The organism is Streptomyces sp. NPDC004610, assembly GCF_040609715.1.
Taxonomy (GTDB): Bacteria; Actinomycetota; Actinomycetes; order Streptomycetales; family Streptomycetaceae; genus Streptomyces.
In genome coordinates this window covers 108,173-123,724 of record NZ_JBEXLA010000033.1, presented here as the reverse complement: position 1 = coordinate 123,724, position 15,552 = coordinate 108,173, and the positions used below count along the sequence as shown (strand labels likewise).

12 protein-coding genes and 1 pseudogene are annotated in these 15,552 nt (G+C 73.4%); 7 read left to right on the top strand and 6 right to left on the bottom strand.

The window, feature by feature from the left end; genetic code table 11:
* Positions 1–118 precede the first annotated feature (118 nt).
* From ABZX40_RS30975 to ABZX40_RS30960, 4 genes are all read left to right on the top strand, one after another.
* A complete protein-coding gene (locus tag ABZX40_RS30975) occupies positions 119–241 on the top strand; it encodes a hypothetical protein (protein ID WP_355744994.1) in 123 nt (40 codons plus the stop codon).
* A gap of 262 nt (positions 242–503) precedes the next feature.
* Complete coding sequence (locus tag ABZX40_RS30970) at positions 504–1,670, top strand: alpha/beta hydrolase (RefSeq protein WP_355744991.1); 1,167 nt, start codon at positions 504–506, stop codon at positions 1,668–1,670.
* A gap of 126 nt (positions 1,671–1,796) precedes the next feature.
* On the top strand, positions 1,797–2,387 hold the full coding sequence (locus ABZX40_RS30965) for a sigma-70 family RNA polymerase sigma factor (protein WP_355745014.1): 591 nt from the start codon (positions 1,797–1,799) through the stop codon (positions 2,385–2,387).
* Positions 2,384–3,055, top strand: coding sequence for a hypothetical protein (locus ABZX40_RS30960; RefSeq protein WP_355744988.1), 672 nt, complete (start codon positions 2,384–2,386; stop codon positions 3,053–3,055). The genes ABZX40_RS30965 and ABZX40_RS30960 overlap by 4 nt, the downstream gene beginning before the upstream one ends.
* A 51-nt stretch (positions 3,056–3,106) precedes the next feature.
* Here ABZX40_RS30960 and ABZX40_RS30955 read toward each other — a convergent pair whose 3' ends face one another.
* Positions 3,107–4,636, bottom strand: a complete 1,530-nt coding sequence (locus ABZX40_RS30955) for a hypothetical protein (protein WP_355744985.1) — start codon at positions 4,634–4,636, stop codon at positions 3,107–3,109.
* A gap of 118 nt (positions 4,637–4,754) precedes the next feature.
* On the opposite strand from ABZX40_RS30955, the gene ABZX40_RS30950 reads away from it, so the two are divergent.
* A complete protein-coding gene (locus ABZX40_RS30950; RefSeq protein WP_355744982.1) occupies positions 4,755–7,664 on the top strand; it encodes a BTAD domain-containing putative transcriptional regulator in 2,910 nt (969 codons plus the stop codon).
* A gap of 89 nt (positions 7,665–7,753) precedes the next feature.
* Here ABZX40_RS30950 and ABZX40_RS30945 read toward each other — a convergent pair whose 3' ends face one another.
* The 5 genes from ABZX40_RS30945 to ABZX40_RS30925 form a co-directional block, all read right to left on the bottom strand.
* Entirely contained in the window at positions 7,754–9,373 is a 1,620-nt protein-coding gene (locus ABZX40_RS30945) for a glycosyl hydrolase (protein WP_355744979.1), read from the bottom strand.
* A 50-nt stretch (positions 9,374–9,423) separates the two neighbouring features.
* Positions 9,424–10,434 carry a hypothetical protein gene (locus tag ABZX40_RS30940; protein ID WP_355744976.1) on the bottom strand — a complete coding sequence of 337 codons (1,011 nt, stop codon included), beginning with the start codon at positions 10,432–10,434 and terminating at the stop codon, positions 9,424–9,426.
* Between the two features lie 111 nt (positions 10,435–10,545).
* On the bottom strand, positions 10,546–11,970 hold the full coding sequence (locus ABZX40_RS30935; protein WP_355744974.1) for a hypothetical protein: 1,425 nt from the start codon (positions 11,968–11,970) through the stop codon (positions 10,546–10,548).
* A gap of 21 nt (positions 11,971–11,991) precedes the next feature.
* Positions 11,992–12,468 carry a DUF4913 domain-containing protein gene (locus tag ABZX40_RS30930; RefSeq protein WP_355744971.1) on the bottom strand — a complete coding sequence of 159 codons (477 nt, stop codon included), beginning with the start codon at positions 12,466–12,468 and terminating at the stop codon, positions 11,992–11,994.
* 42 nt (positions 12,469–12,510) lie between these two features.
* Complete coding sequence (locus tag ABZX40_RS30925) at positions 12,511–13,578, bottom strand: NlpC/P60 family protein (RefSeq protein WP_355744969.1); 1,068 nt, start codon at positions 13,576–13,578, stop codon at positions 12,511–12,513.
* Between the two features lie 309 nt (positions 13,579–13,887).
* On the opposite strand from ABZX40_RS30925, the gene ABZX40_RS30920 reads away from it, so the two are divergent.
* Together ABZX40_RS30920 and ABZX40_RS30915 are read left to right on the top strand one after the other, a co-directional pair.
* Positions 13,888–14,289: a hypothetical protein gene (locus tag ABZX40_RS30920; protein ID WP_355744966.1), complete on the top strand. Its 402-nt coding sequence runs from the start codon at positions 13,888–13,890 to the stop codon at positions 14,287–14,289.
* Positions 14,286–15,509, top strand: a pseudogene (locus tag ABZX40_RS30915) (DUF418 domain-containing protein); the annotation flags it as partial. The gene ABZX40_RS30920 and the pseudogene ABZX40_RS30915, both read left to right, overlap by 4 nt.
* Positions 15,510–15,552 lie beyond the last annotated feature (43 nt).

Here is a 15,552-nt window from a genome sequence, read left to right as displayed (position 1 = left end):
CAACCCGCTACGACAAGACCGCCGAGTCCTACCAGGCAGCCGTCACCCTCGCATCGCTCCTGATGTGGGCGTGACAATTGAAGACAACTCCTAGCAGCGTGAGGCGGAGACCGGAATCGTGGATCGCATCACATCCATCGAATGCGACCTGGCCAGCATCGAAGCCCCCATGCACTGCGACGTGTGCAAGAAGACGATCACGGCGCTTCTCTACCTCGACGAGCAAGCCGCGGCGAGGTAGCGGGTACGGAAGAGGCCCCCGCTCCGGCACGCGACCCCGCCCAGGGTTCGCCAGCCGGAACGGGGGCCTTTTGTGGTGGTGAGCAGACCGTTCCCCACGACATCCGAGGGAGGAAAGGGGCAGCGCGCCGCGCGCCAACTCCCCTGTCCAAGGGCTTAGTTATGGGGTCCCTGTGAAACGGAGGAGTCATCTCCCCTTAGTGTTACGCTCGCCGAAGCGGAGAGAGGATCTCCGTATCAGTGTGTGTCTCTGGAGGTACGTCATGCCCGAGCAAGTCACGTCCGCCGCCGCAGGCCGGAACGCCACCCGACCCCGGGGGAACTCGCGGCGCACGCGGGTGAGCGCCGCGGTCGCCGCGGGGCTGGCGCTGGCCCTCTCGGTCGGTCCCGTCGTCACCGCGAGCGCGGCGGAGGCCACGCTGTCGGCCTGCCTCGACAACCCGCCGACCCCCGCCGGGGGACAGCCCCCGGTCGCGCAGACCATCGCGCCGAGCAACACCAGCACCAGCACCGTGATCCAGCCGACCGACGAGCTGATCCAGTGCGGGAGCACCGAGCTGGCCACCTACAACAACGTCGTCTACTCCACCCCGACGACGGCCAGCGGCACCGAGACCCAGCTCATGGCCGACATCCAGGTACCCGCCACCAGCGGCAAGAAGCCCCTGGTCATCTATCTCACCGGCGGCGGCTTCATGGCGTCCAACCGGACCGACAACCTCAGCCAGCGCACCTATGTCGCCGAGCAGGGCTACGTCGTCGCCAGCATCTCCTACCGGACCGTTCTCAACGGCGGCGCCACCTACGAGGACGGCGTCGCGGACGTCAAGGCCGCGATCCGCTATCTGCGCGCCCACGCCGACGAGTACGGCATCGACACCAGTCAGGTCGCGGTCTGGGGCCAGTCCGCCGGCGGCTATCTGGCGGCCATGACCGGTGTCACCAACGGCCTCCAGAAGTTCGAAGAGGGCGACCACCTCGACCAGAGCAGCTCGGTGCAGGCCGTCATCGACGAGTTCGGCCCCGCCAACCTCTCCCGCACGGGCTCCGACTACGACCAGGCCACCTACGAGGCCAACATCGCCCCGGGCAACAACCTCGCCCAGTGGGTCTACGGCCCCGGCACCACGAAGTCCGTCGCCTCCTACACCCCGAAGGTGGCCGCCGCCGACCCCGCCACCTACGCCAGCAAGAACAGCCCCGCGTTCGCGCTGTTCCACGGCAGCGCGGACCAGCTCGTCTCGCCCAGCCAGACCCTGAAGCTGAGCGACAAGCTGAAGGCCAAGGGCGCCGACGCCACCCGCTATGTCGTGGAGGGCGCCAACCACGGGGACATGGCCTTCATGGGCAACACCGAGTCCGTCAAGGACTGGTCCAGCGTCCCCGTCATGAACGCGATCACCGGCTTCCTGGACGCGAAGCTCGCCTGACCGGTGGGTGAAGGACGGGTACGGGGTACGGGCCGACGGCTCCGCATTCCGTACCCGTCCCTCCCAGCGGCGGTGGTGGTGGTGAAAGGATCCGGCCCGTGCCGGACAGGACAGGGCGTGGAAGCGATGACGGAACAGCAGGCACGCCTGGAGAGCCTGGCGCAGGTCGTGGTGGAACCGTTGCACCGGTATCTGCTGCGCCGCACCCACCCCGACCTGGCCGAAGACGTTCTGGCGGAGACCCTGCTGGTGCTGTGGCGCCGCATCGACGACGTCCCCGGGTTCGGGCCGGATCGTCAGCCCCCCGATCCCGGGCTCCCGCCCGATCCGGGTGACGTACTGCCGTGGTGCTACGGCGTGGCCCGGGGCTGTCTGGCCAACGCCCGCCGCGCCGAGGGCCGCAGGGTCCGGCTGCTGGAGCGGCTGATCCGCGGGCAGGAGCGACGACCCGCGGTCACCGCCGCAGCCACCGATCACAGCGATCACAGTGACCTCTACGCCGCCCTCGACACCCTCACCGCCCTCGATCGCGAGGTCGTGCAACTGTGGGCCTGGGAGGAACTCACCCCACGCCAGATCGCCGAAGTCACCGGCCTGACCCCCAACGCGGTGAGCATCCGGCTCCACCGGGCGAAGAAGAGACTCGCGGCGCGGCTGGGACGAAAGGATGCCGAACGGCCCGGACACAAGAGGGATGAAGGAAGGAGCAGTCAGTGAATGACGATGAGTTGCTGGCCCGGCTGAGGGCCGCGGACCCGGCACTGACCTCAAGCGCTCCGCCACCCGACATCGACCGTCTTGTGGAGGCCACCTTGAACACCCCGGACACCCCGAGCACCCTGGATACCCCGACCACCCCGACCACGCTGGATAGCCCGACCACCCCGGACACCCCGACCACCACCCACCTCGCGCAGCCGCAGGCCATCGCCCGGCGCAAGCGCCGCGGGCTCCTCGGACTCGCCGCCGCCACGGCCCTGCTCCTGCTCGGCGGCGGTATCACCGCCGGAATCATGGCCGCTGACGGCGGCGGCGACACCACCCCGGACGCGACCGGCCCCCTCACCCTCGTCGCCGACGGCACCCCCGCCAAGTGTGCCGAACCCACCCCGGACACCCTGCGCGGATACCCGACCCTGTTCCAAGGGACGGTCACCTCCATCGAGGGGACGACGGTCACCTTCCGCGTCGACTACTGGCTGACCGGCGCCGATGGCGCGGAAACGGTGCTGCTCGAAAGCGACCCGGACCGGCCGGAGGCACTGACCTTCACGGCCGGTGAGCCCTACCTCGTGGCCGCCGAGAACGGCGTCGTCCCGCCCTGCGGCGCCAACTGGATCTCACCCGAGGCCGGCGCCCAGTTCCGCGAGGCGTTCAGGGCGTAGCCCGCAGCGCCCGCAGCCCCCGAAGTGTCCGACGCGTCCGCGCCCCGCCGGTCACACCGTGAACTTGACCGCCTCCAGGAAGCGCGTGTTCTCCAGCGTGCCGCCGAAGATGAACCCGGGGCGCGGATCGGCGCAACCCTGACTGCCCCACTCGTAGCCGCGCACCTTCGCCGACGGGCAGATCCGGCCGCTGCCGACATTCACCGCGAAGCCCGTCATGTACGGGCCGGACGTCTTCCCGATGTAGAAGTCCTTGCCGTCACCGGTCACCGCGGTCCAGCTCGGCGCCCACTTGCCCTCACCGTTGGTCGACTCGGGGTTGTGCATGAAGGCGCTGGCCGCCGAGCCACTGACGCCGTACGCCGCGATGTTCAGTGCCCTGATCGCCTTGTTCTGGCCCGTCGTCCCGGCCAGCGTGCCGTCACACACCGGCTTCTGCCAGCCCTGCCCCGCCACGAACGCCCGGTAGCAGATGTGCCGCCCGTCCGGATCGCTCTTCGCCAGCCGCTTCACCGCACTGGCCGCGGTCTCCACCGCCGGTTTCTGCGTCACCGTCTCCACACTCCGCGGCGCGGTCGCGGTCACCGTCACCGGGGGCGGCGGCGGTGCCTGCTTCCCACCGGGCTTCCCGCTCCCGGACGCCTCGGGGCTCTCCGACGCCTTCGGGCTCGCCGACGGCGACGGCGGACTCACCGACACCGAGAACGTCGGCGCGGGTACGTCCTTCTCCACCGAGGGGCTCGCGCTCGCCCGCGTACCCGAACGCGCCGACGCCTCCTGGGAGTCGCCCCCCGAACCGCCGCTGCCGACGATCACCAGCGACACCACCACGATCCCGGCCACCGCCAGCGCCGCCGGAGCCACCACCAGCGGACGCTGGAGCAGCCCCGAGGGCGTGTACTCGTCGTCCGACTGCCGCGCCCGCTCCTTGCGGTCGAGCCGCCGGACCAGGGCGGGGGGAAGGGTACGGTTCAGGGCCGAGGGGGACGCCGGGGCCGGGGCCGATGCGGATGCGGATGCCGATGCGGGGGCGCGGTCATCGCCCTCGCCCTCGTCATGGTCATCGTCATCGTCATAGTGATGCTCGCGGTCGTCGTACCGGTCGTCCTCGTCGCCGGTCATGGCCGCCTCGACCGGGGGCTCCGCCAGAGGTGGGGGCTCCGGCAGGGTGTACGCGGCCTCGGCGTCCTCGTCGTCGTCCTCGCTCTTCGTCCAGCCGGGCGGGACGCCGTCGTCGTCGTCCTCGTCGTCCGGCTCAGGGGCCGTCGCATCGGGGCCGGGGTCGTCCTCGTCCCCGTCCTCCGTCACCTCGCGTTGTTCCAGCAGGCGGCTGGAGCCGTCCGGGGCCACCTCGATATGGGCCACGTACGCCGCCGAGGGGTCCGAGATCGTCGCGGTGACGACCGTGCCGCGCACCAGGGCGCGGTCGTGCAGCGCGTCCAGTACCGCCGCGTCCGGTGCCTGGCCCGCCACGAGCGGCACGGGAGTGCCGTCGATCGCGGCGGAGCCGTCCCCGGAGATGACCACCGCGAAATGGTCGTCCCCCGTGATCGGCTCGTCGAACTCCCCACCCCGGCTCATGCGCACTCCTCTCCGACGCCTGCGACGCCTGTGATGTCCTCCGCGCTAGCGCAACGGCCCACGGGCACCGGGCGGTTCAATGCGCACGGGAGTTTGAACGGTCGGTAGAGTGCGGCGCGTGAACACCCGGGATGCGTTGGTGTCGTTCGCCGTCCTGGGCCCGGTCCGGGCCTGGCGGGGTGGACGGGAACTGGAGCTGGGCTCGCCGCAGCAGCGCGTGGTTCTCGCGACGCTGCTCATCCGCCGGGGACGGCCCGTCACCCTCCATGAACTCCTGGACGCCGTCTGGGGCACCGCGCCACCGCAGGCCGCCGTCTCCGTCCTGCGGACCTATGTCTCACGGCTGCGCAAAGTCCTCGATCCGGGGCGGGACCCGGAGGCCGGGGCGCCGCTGATCGTCTCGGTCGGCGACGGCTATCTCCTCCGGGCCGACGAGGACGCCCTCGACCTCACCGTCTTCGAGCGGCGCGTCGACCGGGCGGCCCGGCTGCGCGCCGCGGGCGAACCCTCCGCCGCCGCCGCCCTTCTGCACACCGCGCTCGACGCCTGGCAGGGCGCCGCCCTGGCCGGACTGCCCGGCGCCGCCGCCGAGTCCGAGCGGGCCCGGCTGACCGAGATGCGGCTTGCCGCGCTGGAGACCCGGCTCGACATCGACATCGGCCTCGGCCGCCACCGCGAGGCCGTCCCCGAGCTGATCTCGCTCACCGACGCCCACCCGCTGCGCGAGGAACTCGGCCGCCTGCTGATGCTCGCCCTGTACCGCTCCGGCCGCCGCGCCGAGGCCCTCGCCGTCTACCGCCGGACCTGGCACACCCTGCGCGACGAACTCGGCATCGAACCCGGCCCGCCCCTGCGGCAGTTGCACGACCGGATCCTGACGGCGGCGGCCGGGCCCCCGGCGGCACCGGGCGGCAGCAGCAGCACCGAGGACGCCGATGCCGTCGCCGTCGCCGTACCTCCTTCCACCGCCTCCGAAGAGCCGGACGACGGCGGGACCGAGCCCGTCTCCCCGGCCCGCCCCGCCCAGCTCCCCGCCGATCTGCTGACCTTCGTCGGCCGGCGGGCCGAACTCGACCAGGTGCGGGCCCTGCTGCCCCGGCACGGCGGCGCCCCGGCGACCGTGGTGATCAGCGCCATCGGCGGCATGGCCGGGATCGGCAAGACCGCGCTGGCCGTGCACTGGGCCCACGAGATCGCCGACCGCTTCCCCGACGGGCAGCTCTACCTCAATCTGCGCGGCTTTGCCCCCTCCGGCACGGTCATGGCCGCCGGTGAGGCCATCCGGGTCTTCCTCGGCGCACTCGGCGTCCCGCCCACCCAGATCCCGGCCGGACTGCCCGCCCAGGCCGCCCTGTACCGCACCCTCCTCGACCGGCGCCGCATGCTGATCCTGCTGGACAACGCCCGCGACACCGAGCAGGTGCGTCCGCTGCTGCCCGGCGCGGGCGGCTGCCTGGTCATCGTCACCAGCCGCAACCGGCTCACCGGCCTGGTGGTCGGCGAGGGCGCGCATCCGCTGACCCTGGACCAGCTCACCCCCGGGGAGGCGCACGATCTGCTGGCCCGGCGCCTCGGCGAGCGGCGGCTCACGGCGGAACCGGCCGCGGCGGCGGAGATCGTCGCCCGGTGCGGCCGGCTGCCGCTGGCGCTGGCCATCGTCGCGGCCCGCGCCGCCGCCCACCCCGGCTTCCCGCTCGCCGCCGTCGCCACCGAACTGCGCGACAGCCATGGCAGCCTGGACGCCTTCGAGGCCGGGGACGACGATCTCGGCACCGATGTCCGGGCGGTGTTCTCCTGGTCGTACCAGGCGCTGTCCGCACCGGCCGCGCGGCTGTTCCGGCTGCTGGGCCTGCACTGCGGACCGGAGCTGTCCGCGCCCGCGGCGGCGGCGCTCGCCGGACTCGCCCCGAAGGAGGCCCGGCGGCTGCTGGGCGAACTGACCCGGGCGCATCTGCTCACCGAGCACTTCCCCGGCCGCTACACCCTGCACGACCTGCTGCGCGTCTACGCCGCCGAACGCGCCGACGCCGAGGAGAGCGCCGACGCGCGCGGCCGGGCCGTCGACCGGCTGCTCGCCTGGTATCTGCACACCGCCGACGCCGCCTACCCGCATCTCACCCCGAAGCGGCCCCGGATCCCGCTGGACCCGCCGCCCGAGGGCTGCCGGCCGCTGGAGTTCGCCGCCCATGAGCAGGCGTTGCAGTGGTGCGAGGACGAACGGGTCAATCTGGTCGGCGTGGTGCACGAGGCCGCCGCGTCCGGCCGCCCGGGGATCGCCTGGCGGCTGGCCGCCGTGCTGTGGGGGTTCTTCTATCTGCGCAGTCATCACAGCGACTGGCTGGACACCGCGAGCACCGGTCTGGCCGCCGCCCGCGCAGCCGGAGACCGGCGCGGCGAGGCCCGCGCCCTCGCCGACACCGCGGCGGCCCTGCGCGCGGCCACCCGCTACGAGGAGGCCATCGAGCATCTGCGGCAGGCGAAGGCGGTCTACCGGGAACTGGGCGACGCCCAGGGGCGGATCTCCGCCGTCTCCAATCTCGGCGACGCCTATCTCCAGGCCGGACGGCTGCCCGAGGCCGTGGACCACATCCGCCGGGGCCTCGCCCTGCACCGGTACGCGGACAACATCTGGGGCATCGGCATCACCCTGGCCAACCTCGGTGACGTCTATCAGCGCCTCGGCCGCTTCCCGGAGGCCGTGGACTGTCTGGAACGGGCGCTGACCGTGCTGCGCGAGCAGCGCAACCGCTGGGTGGAGGGCGTCGTCCTCGACATCCTCGGCACCGTCCACGCCCGGCTGGAGGAGCACTCCACCGCCATCGAGTACTACGAGGAGGCCCTCAAGACGCATCATGACGTCGGCAACCGCTGGGGCGAGGGCCACACCCTGGGCAATCTCGGCGATGTGGAGCTGGCCTGCGGCGATCCCTTCGCGGCCCGGGTCAGCTGGGAACGCGCGCTGGAGATACTCGCCGAGTTCGGGCACCCGGACGCCGAGGGGATCCGCGAGCGGCTCGCCCGGCTCTGACACGTCCGTCACCCCCCTCACCTGTCCCGTCCCCACCCGTACGCACCTACAACGGGCCCACGGGTGAGGACGGTTCAACGGGCAGTGGCTCAGCCCAGCGCCCGGTACGCCTCACCGGAGGCGTTCGGGACGGCGCCGGTGTAGAGGCCGGTCCCGAAGGTGTCCGTGGAGAGCGTGAACCAGGCGTAGCGCTCCAGGAAGCCCAGCCCCTCCAGCATCTGCGTGGACGACGTCACGAACGCGGCCTGCTCCGGCGCGCCCGGCAGCCGGGCGGTCCCCGACGACCAGTCGATCAGGCCGTACTCGGTCAGCCAGATCGGCTTCTGGTAGCGGTCGTGCACCCGCTGGAGATAGTCCCGGAGGTGGTTGACCGCGTCCGGGCCGAAGTCGGAGCCGTACCAGTGCACCGGGATGAAATCGACCTTCAGCCCGCGCTGCTGGGCGCCGGTCATGAACCGGTCCAGCCAGCCGCCCGCGACATCGGCGTTGGCGGCGACCGCCGGGGCGCCCAGGCGCAGCCCGGTCGACTGGAGCCGGGGCCACAGGTCGAGGGCCTGCTCGGGGGTCATGTTGGCCTGGCCGCCGTGGTCGGGCTCGTTGAAGCCGAGGAGGGTGGTGCCCTCCTGCCGGGCGGCGTTCAGTTCGGCGTCGGTGACGGAGCCGGCACCCCAGATCATCGGCACGAACTCGACGCCCTCGGGCCTCGCGACCGGCCCGGTGGAGGAGGCCCAGTTGTAGTACCAGGCGGCGCCGGAGTCGACGATCGCCTCGCTGATCCCCGGCTCGGGGTTGATGCTGACACCCTTGGCGCCCGCGCCCTCCCGGTCCGGCGCCTTCGGCTGCTCGGGGGCCCGCTCCACGGCCTCGCGCGGCTCGGTCGGCGCGGAACCGCCGGACGCGGCGGCCCCGGTGCCGAAGGTGACCGTCATACCGGTGCACTCCGCGCACTGCCGGACCGTCTGGTTGCCGGGCTCGGTGTCCTGCTTCGACCAGGCGTACGCGGTCGGGCACTGCCCGCTGATCGCGTCGCTGTAGGGCGTCTTGGCGTCCCGGTTGGGATTGACGCAGACCAGAGCTTTGCCGGTGGCCGGGTCCTTGGTCAGGTTCTCGGCGGGGCAGGCGGAGATCAGATCCTTGGCGCACCCCATCGTCTGGCAGGCCCCCGACTCCGGCACCTGCACCCCGTCCGGGGTGATGGTGATCGGCACGGACACCGCGTTCACATAACTGACGTTGTACCAGGGCGCCAGCGCGTCCTTCGGATCGAAGTTGAACTCCGCGAGACTGGTGGGCTGCTCACCGGTGGAACACCGGTCGGCGTACGGTCCGCAGTCCCCGACGACGCACTTGAACGTCGACCCGTCCTCCCCGCCGCACCCCTGGCGCGCGAAGAACTTCCCGCGCCAGTGCCCGGCCCCGGCGTGCTCCGGGACGGTGATCGTCGCCGACTGCCCGGGGTCGAGCTTGGGCAGCCCGGTCAGGACGGCCGACCCGTCGGCGTTCACCGTCGCACCGACCCACAGCGGCTCGTCCGTACGGTTCTGGAAGGTCACGGTGCGATCGGCGCCGCCGGTGCCGGCGGCGTTCGCGCTGTTGAGGGACGTACCGTCGGAGCGCTGCCACTGGATGACCGCGGTGGTCCCGGCGACACCGGCGATCACCAGCAGCAGGGCCAGCAGTAGTTGAGTACGTCTGCGCAGTTGGCGCATCGGGCTTGCCTTTCGATGGGGGTGGGTCGGTCGGTCGGGTGTGGGGGGAGTCAGCGCCGTCCGGGGCGGCGGGGGGTGTTCGGGGTGTTGCCGGTTCCGTGGGTACGGGGCCTGGGCGCGGGCGTGGGCGCGGGGGAGTCGCCGCCACCCGTTCCGAGCGAGCCCAGCGAGGTCCCCCTGAGGAACTCCCGTGCCTCGGGCGACAGCGCGGCGGTGACCTCGGCCCCGATACCCGACGAGGCGTCGACCGGGGGGAGCTCCAGGGGCACGAAGGCGGTGGAGGCGGGGGGTACGGGGGATATGGGGGGTGCGGGGGGTGCGGGCGAGGTTGGCCGCGCGGGCTCCTCCAGGGGGAGCTTCGGCGGCGGTACCGGTGCCTCGGGCTCCGCCGGTACGGGCGTCTTGGGCGACTGGGGCGACTGGGGTGACTCGGGCGTCTCCGTGCCGTTCTCCGGAGGCGTCCCCCGGCGTTCCCCTTCCCGGCGTTCCCCTTCCCGGCGGTCGGCGACCGTGGCGGCGAACGGGTCCAGGTCCGTGCCGGGGCCGGGGTGCGGGACGGCGGTGGGGTGGTCCGGAGTGCGGGGGGCGTGCGGCGGGACCGGCGCGGGTGCCGGGCGTTCCCAGCGGGCCTGTGCCATCCGGAACTGGTGGGCGTCGGCGGCCATGATCCGCTCCCGGGCCCGGTCCAGGGCCACCGCCGCGTCCCGCAGCGCCGGATCGCCCGGCAGCGGGGGGACCATCCGTCCCCGGGGTCCGTCGAGCCCGGCGGCCCCGCGCGGCGCCCGCCGGGAGAGATCCTCTCCGGGCTCCCTGAGGTCCCCGTGATCCCGGTGATCCCGGCGGTCCTGATGGTCCTGATGGTCCTGATGGTCCCGTTCCTGGGCTCCTCGGTCCTCGGGGTCCCGGCGGCGTCGTCGCCGCAGCGTCCGGAGCAGAGTCCGGAACAGCTCCCGCAGGGCCATCAGCAGGCGGAAGGTCAGGTCCACCACCCGCACCCAGCTGCCCTCGGCACCTCGGGGCTGCCTGCCGGGTGCCTGGTGGTCGCTCTCGTCGTCGGCCACCGCGCAAGTCCTCTCTCCCGCCGGAGGTGCTGACGCGAGCGACAACGGCTGCGTCCGGGCGAACGGTTCAAATCGCCGGTACGGAGGGGCTGTTGGGGTGGTGCCGGGGGGTCAGTGACCCCGCCGCCCCCGGTCCGGGCCCGCCCCTTTGGTCACCCAGCGCATCCAGGCCGGGGGCTTCGCCGCACCCTGCCGGGTCGACTGCCGGGCCGAGTCCCGGGGCGGTTCCCGGGGCGGATCGCTGGGCACCCGGTCGACCCGGGTCAGCGGGACACCGTCGTCCGAGCCGGCCGACGCGGTGCTCGGGGTGCGGCTCTGCCCGGCCGGGGGCGCGGCGGACTCGTACGGGGTGTACGACCGGGCGGCCCGGACCAGGGGGACGGACGCCGCCGAGGAGGTGCTGTGGCTGCCCCGGCGCTCCTGCTCCGCCCGGATGGCCTCCAGTTTGCGGTCCAGCGTCGCCATCGCCGTGCCCTCCCGTCCCGGGTCGGCGGGCAGATCGGCGGCGCCCGACGACGGGCCCGCCCCGGCCGAGTCATGGCTCTGGGTGCGGGTGAGGTGCCCGGACACCAGCCGGGAGATCTCCTCGGGGCTCGCGGTGAGGACCGGGTCGTCGGTGAAGGGGTCGGACAGGGTGACGAGGACGTTCGGGTCGTCGAAGAGCGTATGGAAGTCGTGGAGCGAGTACCCGCCCGGGGAGTCCGCCGACGCCCGGTCGGGGGAGTCGCCCGCGTGGTTCGCCCGCTGCCGGTGGTGCCAGCGCTCCTGGCCGGCCCAGAAGTCGGGGTCGGTGGGGGCGCCCACCCGGTCGAAGGAGCCCTGGGAGCGGACGTCGTAGCTGTCCGCCAGCTCCAGGGACCACTGGCGGGAGTCGGACGGGCTGCCGGTCAGCCGCATGACGTTGATCCGCAGCCGGTCGACCTGGCCGGTCTGGATCCGGTCCCGCAGATGCGGCCACTCCAGCCGGGTCAGCACACTGTTCTGGACGATCCCGCCCAGCACCATCGCCTCCGGCTCGCCCTCCAGACCGCTCGCGAAGCGGATGGCGAACTGCTCCCACAGGGAGCTGAGCGCGGGCAGGCTCGACCAGTTCTCGCCGCCGAAGTCCTTGCGGTCGAAGAGCTTGCCCGGGACCGACTTCTCCAGGATCAGTCCGTCCTGCGCCTCGGCCGCCGCGGCCGGGTGGTACGGCTCGGTCTTCATCCACAGCCAGCCGTGCCGCCGGGCCTCCTCCGCCTTCGCCCGGCGGTCCCGGCGGAACGTCGGATCGTCCTTGTGCCGCTTCCACCAGCGGGCCGGGACATGGAAGGCGTGCTTGCGGTCGAAGTGGGCGACCAGCCGGTCCACCTGGTCGCCCGCCCAGTCGGGGCGGGGGGCGTGGCCCTGGTTGACCCAGAGGCCGTTGGTGTTCACCTGGGCCAGGAAGCCGTGCAGATCGTCCATGAACTCCCGGTCCCGGTGCAGGCCGTACTCCTTGACCTGGCTCAGCAGCCGGGCCTTGTCCTCGTCGAACCTGAGCTGGCTGAACGGTGGCATCCGCGGATCCCTTCGGGTGCGTCAGGCCCGTCGGCGGCGCTCGGGCGGCGGCGGGCCGCCGAACGGGTCGAGGGCGTCGACAGGGGGGTGCTCCTTGGCCCGGTGCGCGCCGGGCTTGCAGCCCGCGAAGGGGCCCATCGGGTCGCGCAGCGCGCCCATCACCGGGCCCAGATAGTCCCGGTGCCAGGAGGCGGGCCCGGTCAGCCCGGCACCGGGAGCGGTCAGTTCCTCCCAGGCCAGCCACAGCCCGTGCAACTGGGCGACCGCCTCCGGGTGCTCCCACCAGCGCGGGCACCAGGGCGCCGACGACGACACCTCACGGCCGTAGACGGGCAGCAGCACGTGGTGCGCCCACAGCGTCAGCCGCCGCAGGGCCTGCGCGTAGGCGGCGCCCTCCAGATAGAGGATGAAGGGCGGCGGGGCGGACGGCGGTGGGGGAGGGGGCGGGGGCAGCGGGGGCGGGGCGTCCCGGGGGCCGGGCGGGCTGTCGACGGACATGGGGTGTGCCTTTCTCGGCTGTTCCTGTTCCTGTTCCTGTTCTCACGTCCCCGGCCGCACCACCCCGAGGATCGGCATCGAACCCGCCGGGGCGATCGACACCGTCCGGCCGGGGCGGGGCGCGTTGATCATCCGGCCGTCGCCGATGTAGATCGCGACATGGCTGGCGTCGGGGTAGTAGACGATCAGATCGCCGGGGCGCATCGAACCGGCCGGGATCCGGGTCAGGCCCTGCCACTGCGCCTGCGAGGTACGGGGGATGGTGACGCCCGCCGACAGCCACGCCTGCGAGGTGAGCCCGGAGCAGTCGTAGCCGCCGGGGCCCTCCGCGCCCCAGATGTACGGCTTGCCGAGCTGGCGGGCGGCGTACTCGACGGCCTTCTTCCCGGCGGCCGTCGTGGTGGTGCCGGCCGTGTCCAGGACCCCGGTGTCCACCCAGGCGTCCTGCGCGGTGTCGGCGTCCCGGGCGTCCAGGTCGTCCAGGGTCCGGAGCTGCTCGGCGGCGAGCCCGGCCTCCAGTTCCTCGGCGGCGGCGATCCGCTCCTCGATCCTGCCGCGCTCGGTGTCGCGGTCCTCCCGGTTCTCCTTCAGCCGCCCCAGCACCTCGGACGCCTCGCCGCTCCGGGCCCTGAGGTCCTCGCCGGTCGCGGTGAGCGCGGTGACCAGGCCCAGCGTGCCCTGCTGCGCCTGCCGGGCCAGGGTGGCATCGTCGAGGGCCCGCTCGGGGTCGTCGGCCAGCACGAACTGCACCTCCACGGGCAGGCTCGCCGCGGTGCCGGAACGGTACTGGGCGCGGGCCGCCGCCCCGGCCCGCCCGGTCAGCCGGGCCAGCTTCCGCTCGGCCTCGCCCACCTGGTCCCGCAGGGTGGCGACCCGCTTCTCCTGCCGGGTCACCTTCTCGTCGGCCGCGTTGAACTTGTCGGTGGCGACGGCCGCCTCGCGGTACAGCCGCTGGAGTTCCGCGCGCACCTCGGTGAGCGTGGCGGGGGCGGGCCCGGGTTCCGCGGCGGCGGGCCGCGCGGCGGCGGCCGTCAGGGCGAGGGCCAGCACGGCGACCGTCGTCAGGGTCCGGTGGCGCCGGGCGCGCGGTGTCCGTCTCAGCGGGCCCATCGGGCCCATCGGGCCTATCGGGCCTATGGGGCCTATCGGGCTCGTCGGGCTCAAAGGGCTCAGCGGGCTCGTCGGGCTCATCGGGGGGCGGGGCTCCTCTCACGTCTCAAGGGGGCAGGCGTGTGGTCCGCCCACACAACGGAGCCGTGCCGCGTGATGGTTCAAGGCGGCGGGAACCGTTCGGGGCCCGGGGCCCGTTGTGGAGTCGAAGAGGCTGCCACCGGCCGTCGATGAGGGCCGCCACCGGCCGTCGAAGACGGCTGACCGGCCGATCGATGAGGGCCGCCACCGGCCCGTGAGAGGAGCCGTATGGGTGCCGAATGGGCCGGGCCCGCGCTGCTCGCGCTGTGCACGGGAAGCGGGCTGTGGTGTCTGGTGCTCGCCCTGCGGGCGGGCGCGAGGGCGCTGCGGCTGCGGCTGCGCGGACTGCGGGCGACCGGGACGGTCCGGCCCCGCCCGGCCGCCGACCGGCGCCCCGGCGGCCTGGTGGCCTTCGCCGACCAGGGAGGCCGCGAGCAGATCGTCGACCCGGGGGCGTACGCCCCGCTGTGCGGGCTGCCCGGGATCGGCGCGAGTGTGCCGGTGGTCTATCCCCGGGCCCGGCCCAGAGCGGCCCGGCTGTGGACCGTGGCGCATCTGCTGGCCCCGTCCTTCGGCTGGTTCGTCTCGGCGACGGTGGCCTTCGGCACCGGTCTCGCGGTGACGCCATGAGCGGAGCCGAGGGCAGGGGCGGGGGCGGGGGCGGGGGCAAGGACCCGGCCGGGAGCGGGCGGGCGTACGCGGCGAGCGGGGCGAGTGGGGCCGGTGCGCCCGAGCCGGACGCGCAGGGCGCGCAGGACACCGCGGGCGACGGACGTCGGGTGGTGGTGCTCGACGCGCTCCGGGGCTTCGCGCTGCTCGGCATACTGATCGTCAACGCCCTGATGTCCGCCGGGCCGTACTACACCTTCGGCGGCGGACCCGACGCGAGCGGTCTGGACCGGGTGGTCGCCTGGCTGGCCGGGGCACTGGTGGCGGGCAAGTTCTATCTGCTGTTCTCCTTCCTCTTCGGCTACAGCTTCGTCCTCCAGGAGCGGTCGGCCCGGCGGGCGGGCGCCGCGTTCGCGCCCCGCCATCTGCGTCGCACCCTGGGCCTGTTCGCCCTCGGTCTGGCCCACGCGGTGCTGCTCTACTCCGGCGACATCCTCATGGCCTACGCCGTCCTCGCCCTGCCCCTGTACGGGCTGCGCAACCTGGCGCCCGGCACCGCGACACGCGTCGCGGTCGCCCTGGTGGTCGGGCTCGGCGCGCTGCTGATGCTGGAGGGCGTGCTGTCCCTCGCCGTCACCGAGCCGCAGACGCTGGCCGCCTTCGCCCCCACGGTCACCGACACCGTCGCGGCGTACCGGGGCGACTTCGGCTCGGTCCTCGATGTCCGGCTCGACCATCTGCCGGGCGCGATCGGCGCGAACATCCTCTACTCGCCGGACATCTTCGCCGCGTTCCTCGCCGGTCTCGCCGCCGCCCGCGTCCGGCTCCTGGAGCGGCGGGCCGGGGACCGGGTGTGGCTGCGCCGGACCGCGCTGCGCTGGCTGCCCCTCGGTCTCGCCGGGGGCGCCTTCGCCGCCCTGTGCACCACCGGACCGCTGGACACCCGCTGGTTCTCCATAGGCCAGGCGGTGTCGGTGCTCACCGCCCCCGCCCTCACCGCCGCCTATGTCTGCGGGCTCCTGCTGCTGCTGGACGCCGCCCGCCGCCCGGCCGCCGTCCGCGCCGCCGGGGCCCTCGCCGCCTCGGGCCGGATGGCCCTCACCCACTACCTCACCCAGTCCCTCGTCCTCGCCCTGGTCTTCACCGGCTACGGCGCCGGCCTCTACGACCGCCTCGGCACCGCCACCGTCGTCGCGGGCTGCCTCGTCCTCTACGCGCTCCAGCTCACCGCCGGGGACCGGCTGATGCGCCGGTTCCGCTACGGGCCCGCCGAACTGCTGCTGC

Coding starts and splice junctions, on each gene's coding strand:
- ABZX40_RS30970 (WP_355744991.1), top strand. CDS start 504: ATGCCCGAGCAAGTCACGTCCGCCGCCGCAGGCCGGAACGCCACCCGA.
- ABZX40_RS30965 (WP_355745014.1), top strand. CDS start 1,797: ATGACGGAACAGCAGGCACGCCTGGAGAGCCTGGCGCAGGTCGTGGTG.
- ABZX40_RS30955 (WP_355744985.1), bottom strand. CDS start 4,636: ATGAGCCGGGGTGGGGAGTTCGACGAGCCGATCACGGGGGACGACCAT.
- ABZX40_RS30945 (WP_355744979.1), bottom strand. CDS start 9,373: ATGCGCCAACTGCGCAGACGTACTCAACTACTGCTGGCCCTGCTGCTG.
- ABZX40_RS30935 (WP_355744974.1), bottom strand. CDS start 11,970: ATGCCACCGTTCAGCCAGCTCAGGTTCGACGAGGACAAGGCCCGGCTG.
- ABZX40_RS30930 (WP_355744971.1), bottom strand. CDS start 12,468: ATGTCCGTCGACAGCCCGCCCGGCCCCCGGGACGCCCCGCCCCCGCTG.
- ABZX40_RS30925 (WP_355744969.1), bottom strand. CDS start 13,578: ATGGGCCCGCTGAGACGGACACCGCGCGCCCGGCGCCACCGGACCCTG.
- ABZX40_RS30920 (WP_355744966.1), top strand. CDS start 13,888: ATGGGTGCCGAATGGGCCGGGCCCGCGCTGCTCGCGCTGTGCACGGGA.